The sequence below is a fragment of the Pseudomonas sp. GW821-FHT01C01 genome, from assembly GCF_059422645.1.
The window spans coordinates 13,422-31,844 of sequence record NZ_JBWKXF010000032.1 but is presented as its reverse complement, the minus strand read 5'-3'; the positions used below and the strand labels follow the sequence as shown (position 1 = coordinate 31,844).

Below are 18,423 nucleotides of genomic sequence, written 5' to 3'. Positions count from 1 at the left end.
ACAATAGGGTGGTGGGATCAATGAGCGAAGATCGAACCAAGGGCAGGGCCATCGAAGATGGTCGTTTTCGGCTATTGATCGATGCGGTGATTGACTACGCGATCTACATGATTGATCCCGACGGCATCATTACCAGTTGGAATGCCGGCGCCAGGCGCTTCAAGGGGTATGAGGAGGCCGAAATCCTCGGCCAGCATTTCTCGCGTTTCTACACCGATGAAGATCGCCGTGCCGGCTTGCCCCAGCGGGCACTGGACACGGCGATTCGTGATGGGCGTTTCGAGGGTGAAGGCTGGCGGGTGCGCAAGGACGGCACGCATTTCTGGTCCCATGTGGTCATCGATCCGATTCTCGACCTGTCGGGCACATTGCTTGGTTTCGCCAAGATCACCCGGGACCTGACCGATCGCAAAATGGCCGAGGAAGTCCTCAAGCAAAGCGAACAGCAGTTCCGGCTGCTGGTGCAGAGCGTTACCGACTACGCGATCTATATGCTCACCCCGGATGGACGCGTGAGCAACTGGAACCCTGGTGCCCAGCGCATCAAGGGTTACTTGCCGGAAGAGGTCATTGGCCAGCATTTTTCGATCTTCTATACCCCGGAGGATCGCGATGCCTGCGAGCCACAACGGACGCTGGACATCGCCGTTCGTGAAGGTCGCTTTGAAAACAAAGGCTGGAGAATGCGCAAGGACGGTACGCGGTTCCTCGCCCATGTCATTGTCGATCCGATCTGGGGCGAAACCGGCGCCTTGCTCGGTTTTGCCAAGATTACCCGCGATATCACTGAAGTCACGCAAGCGCAGCAGGTGCTGGAGCAAACCCGGGAGGCTTTGTTCCAGGCGCAGAAAATGCAGGCCATCGGCCAGCTCAGCGGCGGGATCGCTCACGACTTCAACAACCTGCTGACGGTCATCCTCGGCAATCTGGAAATCGTGCGCAAACGAGTGACGGACGATCCAAAGATAACCCGCTTGATCGACAACGCCACCCAGGGTGCCTTGCGCGGTGTTTCCCTGACCCAGCGCATGTTGGCATTTGCCCGACGCCAGGAGCTCAAGTCCGAACCGGTGCGGATACCGGCATTGGTGGAAGGCATTTCCGGGCTATTGCGTAGCTCCCTGGGGCCTTCGGTGAAAATCGAAACGCGCTTTCCCGAGGATCTTGAGCCGGTGATGGCGGACATCAATCAGCTGGAGCTGGCCATACTCAACCTGGCAACCAACGCCCGTGACGCCATGCCCCATGGCGGGACAATCATCTTCAGTGCCAGAGTCGATGAAGTCACCGACAGCAGCGCCTCATCCCTGGCCGCGGGGCGTTATGTTTGCCTGAACATTGTCGATACCGGCGAGGGCATGGATGGGACCACGCTGGCCTCGGCGATGGACCCGTTCTTTACCACCAAGGGCGTCGGCAAAGGCACGGGTCTGGGGTTGTCGATGGTTCACGGTTTTATTGAACAACTGGGCGGACGGTTCATTCTCAAAAGCCAGAAGGAGCAGGGCACGACCGCCGAACTCTGGTTGCCGGTCGCCTCCAGTGGTGCGCCCGTCCAGCTGGTCGCCGAAGCGCTGGCCGTGACGGTGCCTCGCCTGTGCGTACTGGTGGTGGACGACGACAGCCTGGTGTTGACCAGCACCAGCCTGCTGCTTGAGGACCTCGGACACCGGGTCATCAGTGCGACTTCCGGTGCCAGGGCGCTGGAATTGTTCAGCAATGAACCGGAGATCGATCTGGTCATCACCGACATGGCCATGCCACAGATGAGTGGCGCGCAACTGGCCAATGCCATCAGGACCATTCGACCTGGCGTGCCGATCATCCTCGCCACCGGTTATGCCGAACGGCTGGAGGGCTTTGCCACCCATCTGCCACGCTTGCCGAAACCTTTTACCCAGCTCAACCTGGTGGAAATCATTGCCTTGGCGATGAAGTGACACGACGACCGTACCGCTGCTGGCGGACCAGCATCGGCCGGGTGCCATCCCTGCGGAACCGGACTGAGTGAATACCCACCGGATGCAGGTTGAGGGTTTCCCCTCAACCATAGAGTCTCCCGCAAGGGGATTGCCTTTGGCTTGAGGAGGGTGTCAGGCCTTGAGATGACGCAAACTGCGCTCCATCCGCGCAATGCCTTCTTCCAGCAGCGACCGTGGGCAGCCGAAGTTCAGGCGTACGAACTGATTGCAGTCATCACCGAAGTCCAGGCCAGCGCTCAAACCGACCCTGGCCTGTTCAAGGAAGAACTGCTGCGGGTTGTCCAGCCCCAGCGCCGTGCAGTCGAGCCACGCCAGGTAGGTGCTTTGCGGCAGGTTCATGGTGATACCCGGCAGGCGGGTGCGCACGGCCTCGACCAGGAAATCACGGTTGCCTTGCAGGTAGACCTTCAGCTCGGCCAGCCAGGGCGCGGCTTCGCTGTAGGCAACGCGGGTAGCTTCCATGCCCAGCGGATTGACGCTGTCGACCATCCCGCAACGGGCGTGGTTGACCTTCTCGCGCAGATGCCGGTCCTGAATGATCATGAACGAGGTTTTCAGGCCGGCGATGTTGTAGGCCTTGCTCGCCGACATCAACGTGATGGTGCGCTGGGCGACTTGTGGGCTCAGGGTCGCCATCGGAATGTGCTGGCGGCCGTCGTAGCACAGTTCGGCGTGGATCTCGTCGGAAATGATCCAGGCATCCTGTTCCAGGCAAATATCGGCAATCGCTTGCAGTTCTGCGCGGGGGAAGGCCTTGCCCAGCGGGTTATGCGGGTTGCTCAGCAGCAAGGCGCCGCCACCTTGCAACGACTGGCTCAGGGTATCCAGCGGCGTGGTGTAGGTGCCGTCTGCCTGGAGGTCGAAATTCAGCTCGACCTTGTTCAGCCCCCAATGGCCCGGCGCATGGCGCAACGGCGGGTAGTTCGGGACCTGGACAACGACGTTCTGTTGCGGCTGTACCAGGGCCTTCAATGCCATATTGAAGCCCGACTCGACACCCGGCAGGAAGATCAGCTCCTGGGGTTCGACGCGCCAGGCGTATTTGTTCCAGAGGTCGGCGACGATCGCCTCGCGCAGGTCATCCTGGGCCACGCTGTAACCGACCATCGGGTGTTCCAGTCGTTTTTGCAGGGCCTGGATGATGACCGGCGGCGCGGCGAAATCCATGTCGGCGACCCACATCGGCAGCACGTCCGCCGGGTAGCGGCTCCACTTGGTACTGCCGGTGTTGTGGCGGTCGAACACCTGATCAAAATCGAAAGTCATGCGCTGTCTCGTAAAGGCCGGATTGGAATGGCAACCATGATAATCGCCAAGCCCTGTAGGAGCGAGCTTGCTCGCGATGACTGACACCACAATCCCTGTAGGAGCTGGCTTGCCAGCGATGGCGTCGTGTCAGTCAACCATTGTGGCGACTGGTCGGTCCCCATCGCTGGCAAGCCAGCTCCTACAGGGGTTGTGTCTATCTGCAAATTGCCCGACGGTCGGCTCTCATGGCGAATTCGACAGCCCTGTCTAAAATTCAACTGTCGGCAGCCAGACTGCCCCGACCGTGGTTGTTAAAAAAGCCCGGCCATGTACCGGGTTCCACCTGATCAGGAGTGCACGATGGATCTCAGCCGTCGTCAGTTCTTCAAGGTCGCCGGTATCGGCCTTGCAGGCTCTAGCCTGGGCGCGTTGGGCATGGCCCCGACGATTGCCTTTGCCGAACAGGTGCGTCACTTCAAGCTTGCCCACACCCATGAAACCCGCAACACCTGCCCGTATTGCTCGGTCGGTTGCGGCGTGATCATGTACAGCCAGGGCGATACGGCCAAGAATGTCGCACAAAACATCATCCACATCGAAGGTGATGCCGACCACCCGGTCAACCGCGGCACCCTTTGCCCCAAAGGCGCAGGCCTGCTGGACTTCATTCACAGCCCCGGACGCCTGCAATACCCGCAGGTGCGCAAAGCCGGCGGCACCGAGTGGACCCGCATCTCCTGGGATGAAGCACTCGATCGCGTCGCCGACCTGATGAAGGCCGACCGCGATGCCAACTTCATCGAGAAGAACGCCCAGGGCCAAACGGTAAACCGCTGGCTGACCACCGGTTTTCTCGCGGCCTCGGCGGCGTCCAACGAAGCCGGCTACATCACGCACAAGGTCGTCCGCAGTCTCGGCATGCTGGGGTTTGATAACCAGGCGCGTGTCTGACACGGCCCGACGGTGGCAAGTCTTGCCCCGACGTACGGCCGTGGTGCCATGACCAATACCTGGACCGATATCGCCAACGCGAATCTGGTTCTGGTGATGGGCGGCAACGCAGCAGAAGCGCATCCGTGCGGCTTCAAATGGGTGACCGAAGCCAAGGCGCACAATAAGGCGCGGCTGATCGTGGTCGACCCGCGTTTTACCCGGACTGCCTCGGTGGCCGACTATTACGCGCCGATCCGCACCGGCACCGACATCGCCTTCATGGGCGGGTTGATCAATTACCTGTTGACCGAGGACAAGATCCAGCACGAATACGTGCGCAACTACACCGACGTGTCGTTCATCGTCAAAGCCGGCTATGGCTTCGAGGACGGGATCTTCAGCGGCTACGACGTCGCCAAGCGTGCCTACACCGACAGATCCGGCTGGGGCTATGAGCTTGGCGAGGACGGGTTTGCCAAGGTCGATCCGACGTTGCAGGACCCGCGCTGCGTCTATCAATTGATGAAGCAGCATTACAGCCGCTACAACATCGAACTGGCGAGCCAGATCTGTGGCATGCCGGTCGATGCCATGAAAAAGATCTGGGAGGAAATCGCCACTTGCTCGCAACCGGGCAAGACCATGACCATCCTTTATGCGTTGGGCTGGACCCAGCATTCGACTGGCGCGCAGATGATTCGCAGCGCGGCGATGGTGCAACTGCTACTGGGCAACGTCGGCATGCCGGGCGGGGGCGTGAATGCCTTGCGCGGGCACTCCAACATCCAGGGGCTGACCGATCTGGGCCTGTTGTCCAACTCGCTGCCGGGTTACCTCACGTTACCCGGCGATGCCGAGCAGGATTACAACGCCTACATCGTCAAACGCACGCAAAAACCATTGCGTCCAGGGCAACTGTCTTACTGGCAGAACTACGGCAAATTCCACGTCAGCCTGATGAAAGCCTGGTACGGCGCCAACGCCACGGCCGAGAACAACTGGGCCTACGACTACCTGCCGAAACTGGACATTCCCCAATACGACATCCTCAAGGTGTTCGACCTGATGGGCCAGGGCAAGGTCAATGGCTACCTGTGCCAGGGCTTCAACCCAATCGCCGCGCTGCCGGACAAACACCGGGTGACTGCGGCGCTGGCCAAACTGAAGTGGCTGGTGGTGATGGACCCGCTGGCCACCGAAACCTCGGAGTTCTGGCGCAACGTCGGGCCGTACAACGATGTGAAGAGCGCCGACATCCAGACCGAAGTGATTCGCCTGCCCACCACCTGCTTTGCCGAGGAGGATGGCTCGCTGGTCAACAGCAGTCGCTGGCTGCAATGGCACTGGAAAGGCGCCGATGGCCCGGGTGAAGCGCAGACCGACATCCGCATCATGAGCGAGCTGTTCCTGCGTCTGCGTCAGCGCTATCAGGCTGAAGGCGGGAAGTACCCTGACCCGATCCTCAAGTTGTCCTGGCCGTACAAGATCCCGGACGAGCCTTCGCCGGAAGAGCTGGCCAAGGAAATCAACGGCTCCGCCACCACCGACTTCACCGATGCCACCGGCGCGGCGATCAAGGCCAATGCGCAACTGGCCGGATTCGCCCAGCTCAAGGATGACGGCAGCACGGCGTCCGGCTGCTGGATTTTCTGTGGCAGCTGGACGGAACTGGGCAACCAGATGGCCCGTCGCGACAACAACGATCCATTCGGCATGCATCAGCATCAAGGCTGGGCTTGGGCCTGGCCGGCCAACCGGCGGATCCTCTACAACCGCGCCTCGGCGGACCTGCAAGGCAAACCGTGGGATCCGAAAAAACGCCTGGTGTGGTGGAACGGCAAAACCTGGGGCGGCACCGATGTGCCGGACTACAAAGCCGATGTGGCGCCGGAAGCGGGGATGAATCCATTCATCATGAACCCCGAAGGCGTGGCGCGATTCTTTGCCGTCGACAAGATGAACGAAGGCCCGTTCCCCGAGCACTACGAGCCGTTCGAGACGCCGATCGGCATCAACCCGCTGCACCCGCAAAACAAGAAGGCCACCAGCAATCCGGCGGCGCGGATCTTCGATTCGGTGTGGGACTCCCTCGGCGTGGCCAAGGATTACCCCTACGCCGCCACCAGTTACCGGTTGACCGAGCATTTCCACTTCTGGAGCAAGCATTGCAAGCTCAATGCGATCGCCCAGCCTGAGCAGTTCGTCGAAATCGGCGAAGTGCTGGCCAAGGAAAAAGGCATCGTCGCCGGCGACCGGGTGCGGGTCAGCAGCAAGCGTGGCTTCATTGAAGCGGTGGCGGTGGTGACCAAGCGGATTCGTCCGCTGCAGGTCAACAATCAGGTGGTGCACCAGATCGGCATTCCGTTGCATTGGGGTTTCACCGGCCTCACACGGCACGGTTACCTGACCAACACCCTGGTGCCGTTCCTCGGCGATGGCAACACCCAGACCCCGGAATCCAAGTCATTCCTGGTCAACGTGGAGAAAGTCTAAATGGCCAGCCAAGACATCATTGCCCGCTCGGCCACCACCACACCCGCGCCCTCGGTGCGCGGCATGGAGGAAGTCGCCAAGCTGATCGACACCACCAAATGCATCGGCTGCAAGGCCTGTCAGGTCGCCTGCTCGGAATGGAACGAGTTGCGTGACGAAGTCGGCCATAACCATGGCACCTACGACAATCCTCAGGATCTCACCGCAGAAACCTGGACGCTGATGCGCTTCACCGAGCATGAAACCGACGCCGGCAACCTGGAGTGGCTGATCCGCAAGGACGGCTGCATGCACTGCGCCGAACCCGGCTGCCTGGCGGCTTGCCCCAGCCCGGGGGCGATCATCAAGCACGCCAATGGCATCGTCGATTTCGATCAGGATCATTGCATCGGTTGCGGCTATTGCATCACCGGTTGTCCGTTCAACATCCCGCGTATCTCGCAAAAGGATCACAAGGCCTACAAATGCACCTTGTGTTCAGACCGGGTGGCGGTAGGGCTGGAACCGGCCTGCGTGAAAACCTGCCCGACCGGTGCCATCGTGTTCGGCTCCAAGGATGACATGAAGGAACACGCGGCCGAGCGCATCGTCGACCTCAAGAGCCGGGGCTTTGAAAACGCCGGTCTGTACGACCCTGAAGGCGTCGGCGGTACCCACGTGATGTACGTGTTGCACCACGCCGACACGCCAAGACTGTACGCCGGTTTGCCCGATCACCCGGCAATCAGTCCGTTGGTAGGGCTGTGGAAAGGCATCAGCAAACCGCTGGCGCTGCTGGCCATGGGCGCAGCGGTACTGGCCGGGTTCTTCCACTACGTGCGCGTCGGACCGCAAATTGTCGAAGAAGATGAGCACCCGAGCCCGCCGGACAATGCCGTGCATGAAGTCGATCCGTCGGTGCACACCTTCGATCCCCGTGGGGAGGGCAGGCCATGAGCAACAAGACCATCCTGCGCTACACCAGTAGCCAGCGCACCAATCACTGGCTGGTGGCGATTCTGTTCTTCATGGCCGGGCTGTCCGGTCTGGCGTTGTTTCACCCGGCGCTGTTCTGGCTCAGCAACCTGTTCGGCGGCGGGCCATGGACGCGCATCCTGCATCCGTTCATGGGCGTGCTGATGTTCCTGCTGTTCCTCGGCCTGGTATTTCGCTTCTGGCGCGCCAACTACTTCATCGCCAATGACCGCCTGTGGCTCAAGCGCATCGACCGGGTGATGCTGAACAAGGAGGAGGGCGTCCCGCCCATCGGCAAGTACAACCCCGGGCAGAAGCTGCTGTTCTGGACTTTACTGCTGTGCATGCTTGGGCTGTTGTTCACCGGGCTGGTGATCTGGCGCGCGTATTTCAGCGATTACTTCGGCATCACGATTATCCGCTGGGCGATGTTGCTGCATGCGTTGGCCGCTTTCGTGCTGATCCTGAGCATCATCGTGCACATCTATGCCGGCATCTGGATCAAGGGCTCGGTCAGCGCCATGTTGCATGGCTGGGTCAGCCGTGGCTGGGCGAAGAAACACCACGAACTCTGGTATCGCCAAGTGACTCAAGATGAGACCCGCGACGAAGCTCCTACGCGACCGATCACCAAAAAGGGCTGACATTTGCCAACCATCCTCGAACCCGGAGAAATCGAAGCGGCGGCCAGTTCGCCGCCGTTTCTGTACCTGCCACCGCATAATCTTTTCAGCCTGCGCGCCCAGCGCCTGGAGGTTCTGGCCGAAGCGCACCCGCTGGCCGATTACCTGCGCCTGATTGCCGGGCTGTGCCGGGTGCAGCAACAGGTGCTGGACGACCCACCGCTGAGTGAGCCTATTGACCGGCAACGCATCGAGTTGTGCCAGCAACACGGCTTGCCACCGTTCGCGGCCGACAGCCTGGCGCGCGAAGATGATTGGCAGCTTTACCTCGATGCCTTGTTACAGCGCTACGAAGCACCGGTGCAATCCGCCGTGGCCGATGCCGTGGAAACCTTGCGTCTGGCCGGTGCCGGGCAACGCCGCGTCTGGGCGGTGGCGTTGGTTAGTGGCCAGTATTCACTGGTGCCGGCCGCGTTGGTGCCGTTTCTCGGTGCGGCGCTGCAAACGGCCTGGAGCCACTGGCTGTTGAGCACACCGAACCTGGCGCTGACGCCCGGCGACAGCCTCAGCCAATGCCCGGCCTGTGGCTCGCCGGCCATGGCCGGAGTGATCCGCCATCGCGGCAAGCACAACGGCTTGCGTTATCTGGTCTGTTCGCTGTGCGCCTGCGAGTGGCATGTGGTGCGGGTCAAGTGCGTGTATTGCGAGCAGAGCAAGGGCCTGGAATACCTCAGCCTTGAAGATGATCGCCATGTCGCCAACCAGGCGCCATTGCGCGCAGAAGTCTGCCCCGGTTGTAACAGCTATCTGAAGTTGCTCTATCTGGAGAACGATGCAGACGCCGAAGCGCTGTCGGCGGACCTGTCCAGCCTGATGCTCGACATGCGCCTGGCGCAGGACGGTTATCAGCGTTTGGCACCGAATCTGTTGCTGGCTCCGGGAGACGAATAACCGCAGCGTCTACACTCAGGCGCGACGGTCATTCGTTTTCAGGAGTGCCAGATGTCTGCTCGCGGTGCCAGCCAACCCCCGCGTCTACCTTCCATCGACAGTTTGTTGCGTCACCCGGCGTGCCGGCCGTTGGCTGAACGCTATGGGCGCGACGCCTTGCTTGCCGCGTTGCGGTTGTTACTTGATGAACTGCGCGAAGGGGTGCAGCAGGGTTTGCTCGCATCGGTAGAAGTCAGCCCTGAGGTACTGGCGGGCAGGGTGGGCGAGCGATTGTCGGCGCAACACCGCAGTCATGTGCGCCGGGTGTTCAACCTCACCGGCACGGTCCTGCACACCAATCTCGGGCGGGCGCTGTTGCCCGAGGAAGCCATCGAAGCGGTGCAAATGGCTGCCCGCTATCCGCTCAACCTCGAGTTCGACTTGCGCAGTGGCAAGCGCGGTGACCGCGACGACCTGATCGAAGGCTTGATCCGTGAACTGACCGGCGCCGAAGCGGTGACCGTGGTCAATAACAATGCCGCTGCGGTATTGCTGACCCTCAACAGCCTCGGAGCGCGCAAGGAAGGGATTATTTCCCGGGGCGAACTGATTGAAATCGGCGGTGCCTTCCGCATTCCTGACATCATGGCCCGCGCCGGGGTGAAGCTCCTTGAGGTCGGCACCACCAACCGCACCCATGCCCGCGACTACGAGGTCGCCATCGGCCCGCGCAGTGGTTTGATCATGCGGGTGCACGCGAGCAACTACAGCATTCAAGGCTTCACCACGAGCGTGCCAACGGCGGAGCTGGCGCAACTGGCGCACCGGCACGGCTTGCCACTGCTTGAAGACCTCGGCAGTGGCAGCCTGCTGGACTTGACTCGCTGGGGTTTGCCCGCCGAACCGACAGTGCGTCAGGCGCTGCTGGATGGCGCGGACATCGTCACCTTCAGTGGCGACAAACTGCTCGGCGGGCCACAGGCCGGGCTGATTGTCGGTCGCAAGGAACTGATCGCCAGGATCAAGAAGAACCCGCTCAAGCGTGCGCTGCGGGTCGATAAAATGACCCTGGCTGCCCTCGAAGCGGTGTTGGGCTTGTACCGCAACCCGGACCGACTGGCCGAGCGCTTGCCCAGCCTGCGCCTGCTGACCCGCCCACAAGCCGATATTCTCGCCCAGGCCGAGCGTTTGCGGCCGTCGCTGGCCCAGGTATTGGGTGACGGCTGGAGCGTCAGTGCCATGCCGGCACTGGGCATGATCGGCAGCGGCAGCCAACCGGTGGCGAGGCTGGCCAGCGCAGCGCTGTGCCTGCGCCCGTTGACCTCCAAGCGCTTGCGCGGACGCTCCCTGTTGAATCTTGAAGAAGCCTTTCGCGCCTTGCCAATTGCCGTACTCGGGCGTATTGACGATGACGCCCTGTGGCTGGACCTGCGGCAACTGGACGACGAGCCAGCATGGTTGGCGCAGCTCGATCAATTGCAGGTGGAGGGCCGGGCAGGGTGATTGTTGGCACCGCAGGGCACATCGACCATGGCAAAACCGCGCTGCTCCAGGCACTCACCGGTCAGGCGGGCGACCGACGCCGGGAAGAGCGCGAGCGCGGCATGACCATCGACCTCGGCTACCTGTATGCCGAGCTGGAGCCGGGAGCGGGCCTGACCGGTTTCATCGATGTTCCCGGCCATGAGCGCTTCACCCACAACATGCTCGCCGGGGCGCAGGGCATCGATCTGGTGTTGCTGGTAGTGGCCGCCGATGACGGGGTGATGCCGCAGACGCGTGAGCATCTGGCCATCGTCCAATTGCTGGGTATCCCTCGGGCACTGGTGGCGATCAGTAAGTGCGACCGGGTCGATGGCGCCAGGGTGCAGGCCATTCGCAAGCAGGTGGGCACACTGCTGGCGTCCGGGCCTTATGCCGATGCGCCGCTGATTGCGCTGTCGAGCGTGACCGGCGAGGGCATCGAAACCTTGCGTCAGGCTTTGCTCGAAGCACAGCGGGAGGTGTTGCAACGCAGCAGCGAAGATGGTTTCCGACTGGCGATCGACCGGGCCTTCAGCGTTGCCGGGGCCGGCATCGTGGTGACCGGCACGGCGCTGTCCGGTCAGGTCGCGGTGGGCGATACCTTGTTGCTGGGGCCACAAGGCAAACCGGTGCGCATTCGAGGCCTGCACGCGCAAAACCAGACTGCCGACAGCGCCGTTGCCGGCCAGCGTGTGGCGTTGAACCTGAATGCCGAACGGCTGGCCCTGGAGCACATCCATCGCGGCCACTGGTTGCTGGCCGAGGGCTTGTACGCGCCCACCCAACGCCTGGACATCGACATGCAGTTGCTTGCCAGCGAACCCAGGGCCTTCGAGCACTTTCAACCGGTGCATGTGCACCTCGGCACCCAGGACGTCACCGGGCGAGTCGCCCTGCTGGAAGGCGCAAGCCTGGCGTCCGGCGGGCGGATGTTTGCGCAACTGCTGCTCAATACACCCGTGCACGCGGTGAAGGGCGATCCGCTGATCCTGCGCGACCAGAGTGCCCAGCGCACCCTTGGCGGCGGCCGGGTGCTCGACCCGTTTGCACCCACTCGGCAACGCCGCAGCCCCGAACGTTTGGCGCAACTGGACGCGCTGGCCAACAGTGCAACGCTGGAAGATGTTTTGCCGGCATTGCTGGCCCATAGCGACACCGGGCTCGACCCGCAGCGCCTGGAGCGTCAGTTCAACCGTCCGCGCAATTCCTGGACGTTGCCTGACAACGTGCGCCTGATCGATACCCGTCAAGGCCCGTTGCTGTTCAGCACCAGTCGCTGGGAAGCCTTGAAAGCGCCTTTAGTGGAACAACTCGCGCATTTCCATCAACTCGAACCGGATCAAATGGGCCCGGACCGGGATCGCCTGCGTCGATTTGCCGGCAGCACTCTGGAGCGCCCGACGTTTATCTGCCTGCTCGATGAATTGCTGGCCAGCGGCGCTATTGTCAGCAGCGGACCGTGGTTGCATTTGCCCGAACATCAGGTGCGCTTGAGTGAAGAAGACGAAGCCTTGTGGCAACGCTTGCAGCCGTTGTTCGAACAAGCCGGATTCGACCCGCCCTGGGTGCGCAACCTGGGGTATGACGAGGCAACCGTTCGCGCCTTGCTGCGCAAAATGGCCCGGCTGGGCCTGCTCCATCAAGTGGTCCACGATCTGTTTTACACCGACGGCATGATCCTTCGATTGGCGGCTATGCTTGTGCAACTGGCGGATGCCGACCCGGTGATTCAGGTGGCGGCGTTCCGCGATGCTATCGGTTTGGGGCGCAAGCGCAGCATTCAGATACTGGAGTACTTCGACCGCATCGGCCTGACACGACGCTTTGGTGATCGTCGGCAGATTCGTGCGGACAGTGCGTTGGCCCAGCGCACAGAGCACTGATTCAGGTGCGTGACTCAGGGGCATGAGTTCAAGGAAGGCAATCGCGCCCGGTGGCGCGGCCGGGCTTCAAACCCGGTTGGGGACGGCATCCGTTCCCGGGCAGGTTCGACTCCGGCTGCCTTCCGCCACTTTTCGTTCAGAACGGCCCGAAGTTCAACGGGTACTGAATGACCACGTAAACTCGGTCGATGTCGTCGCCGGCCTGGGCGGCGTTGGCCCGGTGCGACACATGGGACAGTTGCAGCGACAGGCCCTTGGCCGCCCCGGCCTGCACGACATAGTGCAGGTCGATGTCGCGCTCCCAGTGTTTGCCCCCATCACCTTGTTGCGGCACGAAGGTGCCGGACGCCGCGTCGAACGGGTTGTAGGCCCCGCCTTGCGGTGCATGGGTGCCGTCGATCTGGTCTCCGGTGACGTAACGCGTCATGAATTTCAACCCGGGAATTCCGTAGGGTGCAAGGTCCAGGTCGTAGCGTGCCTGCCAGGAGCGTTCGTGGGCACCGTTGAAGTCGGCGTATTTGATTGAGTTGGCCAGGTAGATGGAATCGCCACCGACGAAGTCGAATGGCGTATCACCGTCGATCTTCTGATAGGCCAGGGTGAAACCATGGGCGCCCAGCGTGTATCGGCCCGACAGGCTGTACGCGGTGTTGTCGATGGCACCGGCCAGTGCCTGGCCGGTGTCCCGGGTGTGATAGAGGTTGGCGTCGAGGAACACCTCGGACTGCTTGAAGTGCAGGTTGCCGTAGTACTGGTGCCAGGTATCTGTCAACTCCGAAGCGTACAGGGCGCCACCGACCGGACTTTGGGTAAACAGGTCGGCACCGACAAACGAAATGCCACCGGCCTCGGTGTTGGCGCCATAGCCGAAAAAGTTGCCCTTGCCTGAAGCACTGTCCTGATTCTTGAATGCCGTGAAGTGCCCGGCTTGCAGGTTCATGCCGTCGATCTCACGGCTGTCGAGCAGAAAACCAGTGGCGTACTCCGGTTGCAGGCGTTTGTCCGCGGTGTCGAATACCGGGGTTTCGACCTCCATCTCGCCATACGCCAGGGTGGTCTTCGATGCCTTGAGCTTGATCGCGCCGCCACCGCTGGAGTAGTCGCTTTCGCTGCGGCCGTCACTGCCCACCGGCAGTAATCCGGTCCCGGAATGTCCCTTGCCGCTATCAAGTTTCAATCCCAGAAATGCATGGGCATCGAGGCCAAAACCGATGGCGCCAGGTGTGAAACCGGATTCAAAAGTGCCGATAAAGCCTTGAGCCCATTCGGCTTTGTAGCTTTTCCCGGTCGACGAGGGGGATCGATAGTCACTGTTCAGATAAAAGTTTCGGCTGAGTACGCCAAGCGTCGCGCCGTTCAGGAAGCCTTCCGCGTCTTGCGACGATTCATCGGCCAGTGCGTGGGTGGCCAACAGGCAGAAGCATAAATAAATTGCAGCCCTGAGGTTATGCGAGGAAAGGATCATCAATGGTTCACCACAAGGGCAGCGACTGCGGGTGATGATTCACTGTAGGAGCGAGCTTGCTCGCGATGGTCGTTAACGATAACGCTTGTTTACTGGCTAAACGCGGCGCTCTCGAGACCATCGCGAGCAAGCTCGCTCCTACAGGAGTTCGCCCGCAGTCGTTTGTTTTTCCGAGAGCCTTAGTGGCCTTCCGAGGCACCAAACATGGTCTTAGCGTAGATCAGGCCCAGACCGTAGGCGCCGCCGTTGGCAATCGAGGTTTTCACGGTTTCGTCGTAAGTCTCGCTGCGGGCCCAGTCACGTTGCAGTTCCAGCAGGTATTGCAGCGAGGTCATCGGCCGGGCGCCGATCTGGATCATGCGCTGCATGGCCATTTCATGGGCCTCGGTGCTGACGTCGCCGCAGGCGTCGGCAATCACATACACCACGAAACCCTGGTCAATCGCCGACAACGCCGGACCAACGATGCAAACGGAGGTCCACAGACCGGCGAGGACAATCTTCTGCTTGCCGATGGCATTGACCTCCACGGCAATGCGCTCGTCTTCCCAGGTGTTCATGCTGGTGCGATCGATCACGTTGTGTTCCGGGAACACGGCTTTGATTTCGTCGAAGATCGGCCCGGAAAAACTCTTCTCGGCGACGGTGGTGAGAATCGTCGAGACCTTGAAGCCACGCGCCGCCTTGGCCACCAGTGCGGCGTTGTTGCGCAGGGTGACGGCATCGATCGACTTGGTCGCGAAGGACATCTGCGACTGGTGGTCGATCATGATCAGGGTGTGGTCGGTCGGGGTCAGCAGGGTTTTGCCGGGAACTGCTTTTGCAATGGCCATCACATTGTCCTTATGGGGGGGAGAGAGGACGTCATGGTTGCGTAGATCGGGTCGGGAATATTGAATCGGTGTGCTGTCTTTGACTCATTGATATCCAACGGCGCAAAACTTGTAGGAGCGAGCCGGCTCCGGGCGGCGATCCGACGATGGCTGAGTGTCAGCCGACATAAATACTGGATGTGCCGGCCTCATCGCGAGCAAGCTCGCTCCTACAGGGTTTTTGTGTGCCACGTTCTCCATGTTCACGGCGCTGGTGTGCGGATGTCAGATCGACCTCAAAGATGATCCGCATCGATCACCGCCTTGGCGAACGCCTGCGGAGCTTCCTGCGGCAGGTTGTGGCCGATGCCGCCGTTGATCAGCCGGAACTCGTACTTGCCGGTGAAACGCTTGGCATAGTCCTCGGGGGCCGGGTGCGGTGCGCCGTTGGCATCGCCTTCCAGGGTAATGGTCGGCACGCTGATGGACGGCGCCGTGGCCAGTTTCTGCTCCAGCGCTTCGTATCGGCTCTCGCCCTGGACCAGGCCCAGGCGCCAGCGGTAATTGAACACGGTGATGTCGACATGGTCGGGGTTGTCCAGCGCCCTGGCGCTGCGGTCGAAGGTAGCGTCGTCGAAGGCCCATTTCGGCGAAGCCAGTTGCCAGATCAGCTTGGCGAAGTCGTGGGTGTTTCTCTCGTAACCGGCACGTCCGCGGTCAGTGGCGAAGTAGAACTGATACCACCACTGCAATTCCGCCTTGGGTGGCAGCGGGTTCTTGCCGGCTGCCTGGTTGCCGATCAGATAACCGCTGACCGAGACCAGTGCCTTGACCCGCTCCGGCCACAGCGCCGAGACAATATCGGCCGAACGCGCACCCCAGTCATAGCCACCGAGCACCGCTTGTTTGATATTCAGGGCATCCATGAAGTCGATGACATCGCTGGCCAGCGCAGCCGGCTGGCCGTTGCGCTCGGTTTCTACGGACAGGAAACGCGTATCGCCATAGCCGCGCGCATAGGGCATCAGCACCCGATAGCCCTTGGCGGCCAACAACGGCGCGACCTCGTCATAACTGTGAATGTCGTACGGCCAGCCGTGCAGCAGGATCACCACAGGCCCGTTGGCCGGGCCAGTTTCGGCGTACGCCACGTCCAGCAGTCCGGCGTTGACATGCTTGAGCGGGCCGAAGGGCAGGGGCGCCGCTTGCGTGGTAGCGGCAGGGGTCGCCGCTGGTTGCGCGGTAGCGGCCGTTTGCGCATGGGCCGCGCCGAGCACGCCGAACAGCGTAAGCGCGAGGATCGAAGGGCCGACCAGTTGGCGGCGAGTCTTGCCGGTTTTGCTGTTGTGCAGTGCCTTCTTCATGGGATGTCTCCATTACCAGCCATGGGTCAGGGATTCTGTCTGAGCCCCTTCAAACCTTGCTTGCATTGAAGCGTGGCAACGTATCTGGCCTGTGTCGAATCGCCGGCCGGATGAAAGTCTGTGTATCGGGCGTTGGCGTTGACACACTGTGATACATGGGGGATTTAGTCTGAGCCTCTTTTCAACTCGATTGACACACATAACCCGCGCCTGGTCGTCTCGTCCGAGTAACCCAGGCGCACCCGAGCTCCCGTACGCTCGGCAATGGTATTGACGATGGACAACCCCAGCCCGGAACCTGATTCTTCGGTGCCCACGCTGCGATAGAACGGGTCGAACACCCGGATTTGTTCAGCGGCGGTGATGCCCGGGCCGGAGTCTTTGACCTGAAGGATCACGGTGTCCTGCACCAGTTCCACCGACAGGTCGACGCGTCCGCCGCAAGGGGTGTAGCGGATCGCGTTGTCCACCAGGTTCTTGACCAGGATCAGCAGGTCCATTTCGTTAATGAAGACCTGCACGTCTTCGGTACTTTCAACACCGATATCGATGTTCTTGCGCTCCGCCAGTGGCAACAGGTCCTCCAGCACCCGTCGATAGATTTCATGCACCGAAACCGTGGTCGGCGGTCGCTCGCCGTTCGATTGCGCGGCGGCCAGGGCCAGCAACTGATCGATCAGCTTCCTGCTGCGCTCTATGGCTTGCGACAGCGGTAGCAAGCGCTCGACGGCTAACGTCGGCATTGGCGTGGCTTTCAGTCGCTCGGCTTGCAGGGACAAGGCTGTCATGGGCGAACGCAGTTCGTGGGCGGCGTCGGCGATGAAGCGCCGCTGGGTTTCCATGGACTGCGCAACCCGCGCCAGCAAGCGATTGATGGCCACGACGAAAGGGCGGATCTCGGTTGGCAAATGCTGTTCGTCGATCGGGTGCAGGGCCTGTTTATCGCGTCGATCTATTTCGTCGGAAAGGGTGGCGATGGGGCGAAACAGTTTGCGTACCAGATCGCCTACCACCAGCAACAGCACCGGAAACAGAATGAGAAACGGCAACAGGCTGCGCCAGGCGCTCTCCCGTGCCTCTTTGTCGCGGACACCGGTTTCCTGGGCGACGACGATGCGCTCGCCCCGGGCGGTCGTCCTGACCAGCGTACGAAAGTCTTCGCCGGCGATACTCAAGGTCGACAAACCATCGGCCAGCGTAGTGGGGAAGGGCAGCGGGATGACGCTGTCGTCGTTGCTGCCGGATGCTTTGCTGCTGTCGGCCAGGTATTGCACGATGACCCTGGATTCTTCGTCGTCCCCCGGGATTTTTTCGGCCGCGGGATAGTGCAATGTCATGTGCTGCCGATCGAACAGTACGGCCACGCGACGCAAGGTTTCGTCCTGCATTTCGTGGGCTTCGTCGAGGGCCGAGATGAACGCAAACACCCCGGCCAGCACCGCCACGATCAGGATGGCCAGCGACAACGCGACTGACAGCCGTAACTGGACCGAGTCACTCAAGCGCTTTTTGAAACCATCCATCCCATCCCCCTGACGTTCTTGATGACCTGGTTGCCTAACTTGCGGCGCAGCGAATGAATCAGAAATTCCACGGCATTGCTTTCCACTTCATTGCCCCAGCCGTAGAGACGGTCTTCGAGTTCGCTGCGCGAAAGGATCGCCCCCGGACGGATCAACAGGGCCTGGAGCAGGGCGAACTCGCGGCTGGACAGTTGCACGTCGGGATTTTCGGCAGTGCTCGCCTGTTTCGACACCAGGTCCAGCGCCACCACGCCGTTGTCCAGCAATGACTGGGCGTGCCCGCCTTTACGGCGTAGCACGGCGCGCATGCGGGCCAGCAATTCGGCCATGTCGAAGGGTTTGAGCAAGTAATCGTCGGCGCCACCGTCGAGGCCGCGCAGGCGGTCGTCGAGGCCGTCCCGTGCGGTGATGATCAGCAACGGCACCGGGTTGTTGCGGCCGCGAATGCTGTCGAGGACATCGAGCCCGTCCTTGCCGGGCAAGCCGAGATCCAGCAGCACCAGGTCGTAAGGCTGGGTCTCCAGCGCTGTGAGTGCGGTCAGACCGTTTTTTACCCAGTCGGTCGCGTAACTCGCATCATTGAGTGCGACCTGGATGGCGTCTCCGATCATCGGGTCATCTTCGACCAGCAATATCCGCATGTCCCGCTCCGAAAAAAAAAGGCGCGGCGGTCATGACCGTCGCGCCTG

General features: G+C 61.4%; 13 protein-coding genes and 1 tRNA gene. 8 read left to right on the top strand and 6 right to left on the bottom strand.

Features of this window, described 5'->3' with window-relative positions; all coding sequences use genetic code 11:
- Positions 1-20 precede the first annotated feature (20 nt).
- Entirely contained in the window at positions 21-1,940 is a 1,920-nt protein-coding gene (locus AC07XF_RS19015; RefSeq protein WP_495027655.1) for a hybrid sensor histidine kinase/response regulator, read from the top strand.
- 153 nt (positions 1,941-2,093) lie between these two features.
- Here AC07XF_RS19015 and AC07XF_RS19010 read toward each other — a convergent pair whose 3' ends face one another.
- On the bottom strand, positions 2,094-3,248 hold the full coding sequence (locus AC07XF_RS19010; RefSeq protein ID WP_495027654.1) for a MalY/PatB family protein: 1,155 nt from the start codon (positions 3,246-3,248) through the stop codon (positions 2,094-2,096).
- Positions 3,249-3,590: 342 nt separating this feature from the next.
- Here AC07XF_RS19010 and fdnG point away from each other — a divergent pair, with 342 nt between their 5' ends.
- From fdnG to AC07XF_RS18975, 7 genes are all read left to right on the top strand, one after another.
- Complete coding sequence (gene fdnG / locus AC07XF_RS19005) at positions 3,591-6,656, top strand: formate dehydrogenase-N subunit alpha (protein WP_495027653.1); 3,066 nt, start codon at positions 3,591-3,593, stop codon at positions 6,654-6,656.
- Positions 6,657-7,592 (top strand): formate dehydrogenase subunit beta, encoded by a 936-nt coding sequence (gene fdxH, locus AC07XF_RS19000; protein ID WP_007983789.1) that lies wholly within the window; start codon positions 6,657-6,659, stop codon positions 7,590-7,592.
- Positions 7,589-8,254, top strand: coding sequence for a formate dehydrogenase subunit gamma (locus tag AC07XF_RS18995; RefSeq protein ID WP_495027652.1), 666 nt, complete (start codon positions 7,589-7,591; stop codon positions 8,252-8,254). Before fdxH ends, AC07XF_RS18995 begins: the two co-directional genes overlap by 4 nt.
- Positions 8,255-8,257: 3 nt before the next feature.
- Positions 8,258-9,184 carry a formate dehydrogenase accessory protein FdhE gene (gene fdhE, locus AC07XF_RS18990; RefSeq protein ID WP_495027651.1) on the top strand — a complete coding sequence of 309 codons (927 nt, stop codon included), beginning with the start codon at positions 8,258-8,260 and terminating at the stop codon, positions 9,182-9,184.
- A 51-nt stretch (positions 9,185-9,235) separates the two neighbouring features.
- Entirely contained in the window at positions 9,236-10,666 is a 1,431-nt protein-coding gene (gene selA / locus AC07XF_RS18985) for an L-seryl-tRNA(Sec) selenium transferase (protein WP_495027650.1), read from the top strand.
- Entirely contained in the window at positions 10,663-12,570 is a 1,908-nt protein-coding gene (gene selB / locus AC07XF_RS18980; protein WP_495027649.1) for a selenocysteine-specific translation elongation factor, read from the top strand. The genes selA and selB overlap by 4 nt, the downstream gene beginning before the upstream one ends.
- Positions 12,571-12,602: 32 nt before the next feature.
- Positions 12,603-12,698: transfer RNA gene (locus AC07XF_RS18975), tRNA-Sec, on the top strand.
- An 8-nt stretch (positions 12,699-12,706) separates the two neighbouring features.
- On the opposite strand, the gene AC07XF_RS18970 is transcribed toward AC07XF_RS18975, so the two are convergent.
- From AC07XF_RS18970 to AC07XF_RS18950, 5 genes are all read right to left on the bottom strand, one after another.
- On the bottom strand, positions 12,707-14,035 hold the full coding sequence (locus tag AC07XF_RS18970) for an OprD family porin (RefSeq protein ID WP_495027648.1): 1,329 nt from the start codon (positions 14,033-14,035) through the stop codon (positions 12,707-12,709).
- A gap of 179 nt (positions 14,036-14,214) precedes the next feature.
- On the bottom strand, positions 14,215-14,868 hold the full coding sequence (locus tag AC07XF_RS18965; protein WP_495027647.1) for a hydrolase: 654 nt from the start codon (positions 14,866-14,868) through the stop codon (positions 14,215-14,217).
- Between the two features lie 275 nt (positions 14,869-15,143).
- Complete coding sequence (locus AC07XF_RS18960; RefSeq protein ID WP_495027646.1) at positions 15,144-16,211, bottom strand: alpha/beta fold hydrolase; 1,068 nt, start codon at positions 16,209-16,211, stop codon at positions 15,144-15,146.
- Between the two features lie 164 nt (positions 16,212-16,375).
- Positions 16,376-17,734: an ATP-binding protein gene (locus AC07XF_RS18955; RefSeq protein ID WP_495027645.1), complete on the bottom strand. Its 1,359-nt coding sequence runs from the start codon at positions 17,732-17,734 to the stop codon at positions 16,376-16,378.
- Positions 17,710-18,375: a response regulator gene (locus tag AC07XF_RS18950; RefSeq protein ID WP_495027644.1), complete on the bottom strand. Its 666-nt coding sequence runs from the start codon at positions 18,373-18,375 to the stop codon at positions 17,710-17,712. Before AC07XF_RS18950 ends, AC07XF_RS18955 begins: the two co-directional genes overlap by 25 nt.
- Between the last annotated feature and the right edge of the window lie 48 nt (positions 18,376-18,423).

Bases quoted from the DNA above. Each gene is read 5' to 3' on its own strand.
- AC07XF_RS18995 (WP_495027652.1), top strand. From the start codon at position 7,589: ATGAGCAACAAGACCATCCTGCGCTACACCAGTAGCCAGCGCACCAAT.
- AC07XF_RS18965 (WP_495027647.1), bottom strand. From the start codon at position 14,868: ATGGCCATTGCAAAAGCAGTTCCCGGCAAAACCCTGCTGACCCCGACC.
- AC07XF_RS18955 (WP_495027645.1), bottom strand. From the start codon at position 17,734: ATGGATGGTTTCAAAAAGCGCTTGAGTGACTCGGTCCAGTTACGGCTG.
- AC07XF_RS19010 (WP_495027654.1), bottom strand. From the start codon at position 3,248: ATGACTTTCGATTTTGATCAGGTGTTCGACCGCCACAACACCGGCAGT.
- AC07XF_RS18950 (WP_495027644.1), bottom strand. From the start codon at position 18,375: ATGCGGATATTGCTGGTCGAAGATGACCCGATGATCGGAGACGCCATC.
- AC07XF_RS18970 (WP_495027648.1), bottom strand. From the start codon at position 14,035: ATGATCCTTTCCTCGCATAACCTCAGGGCTGCAATTTATTTATGCTTC.
- selA (WP_495027650.1), top strand. From the start codon at position 9,236: ATGTCTGCTCGCGGTGCCAGCCAACCCCCGCGTCTACCTTCCATCGAC.
- fdxH (WP_007983789.1), top strand. From the start codon at position 6,657: ATGGCCAGCCAAGACATCATTGCCCGCTCGGCCACCACCACACCCGCG.
- AC07XF_RS18960 (WP_495027646.1), bottom strand. From the start codon at position 16,211: ATGAAGAAGGCACTGCACAACAGCAAAACCGGCAAGACTCGCCGCCAA.
- AC07XF_RS19015 (WP_495027655.1), top strand. From the start codon at position 21: ATGAGCGAAGATCGAACCAAGGGCAGGGCCATCGAAGATGGTCGTTTT.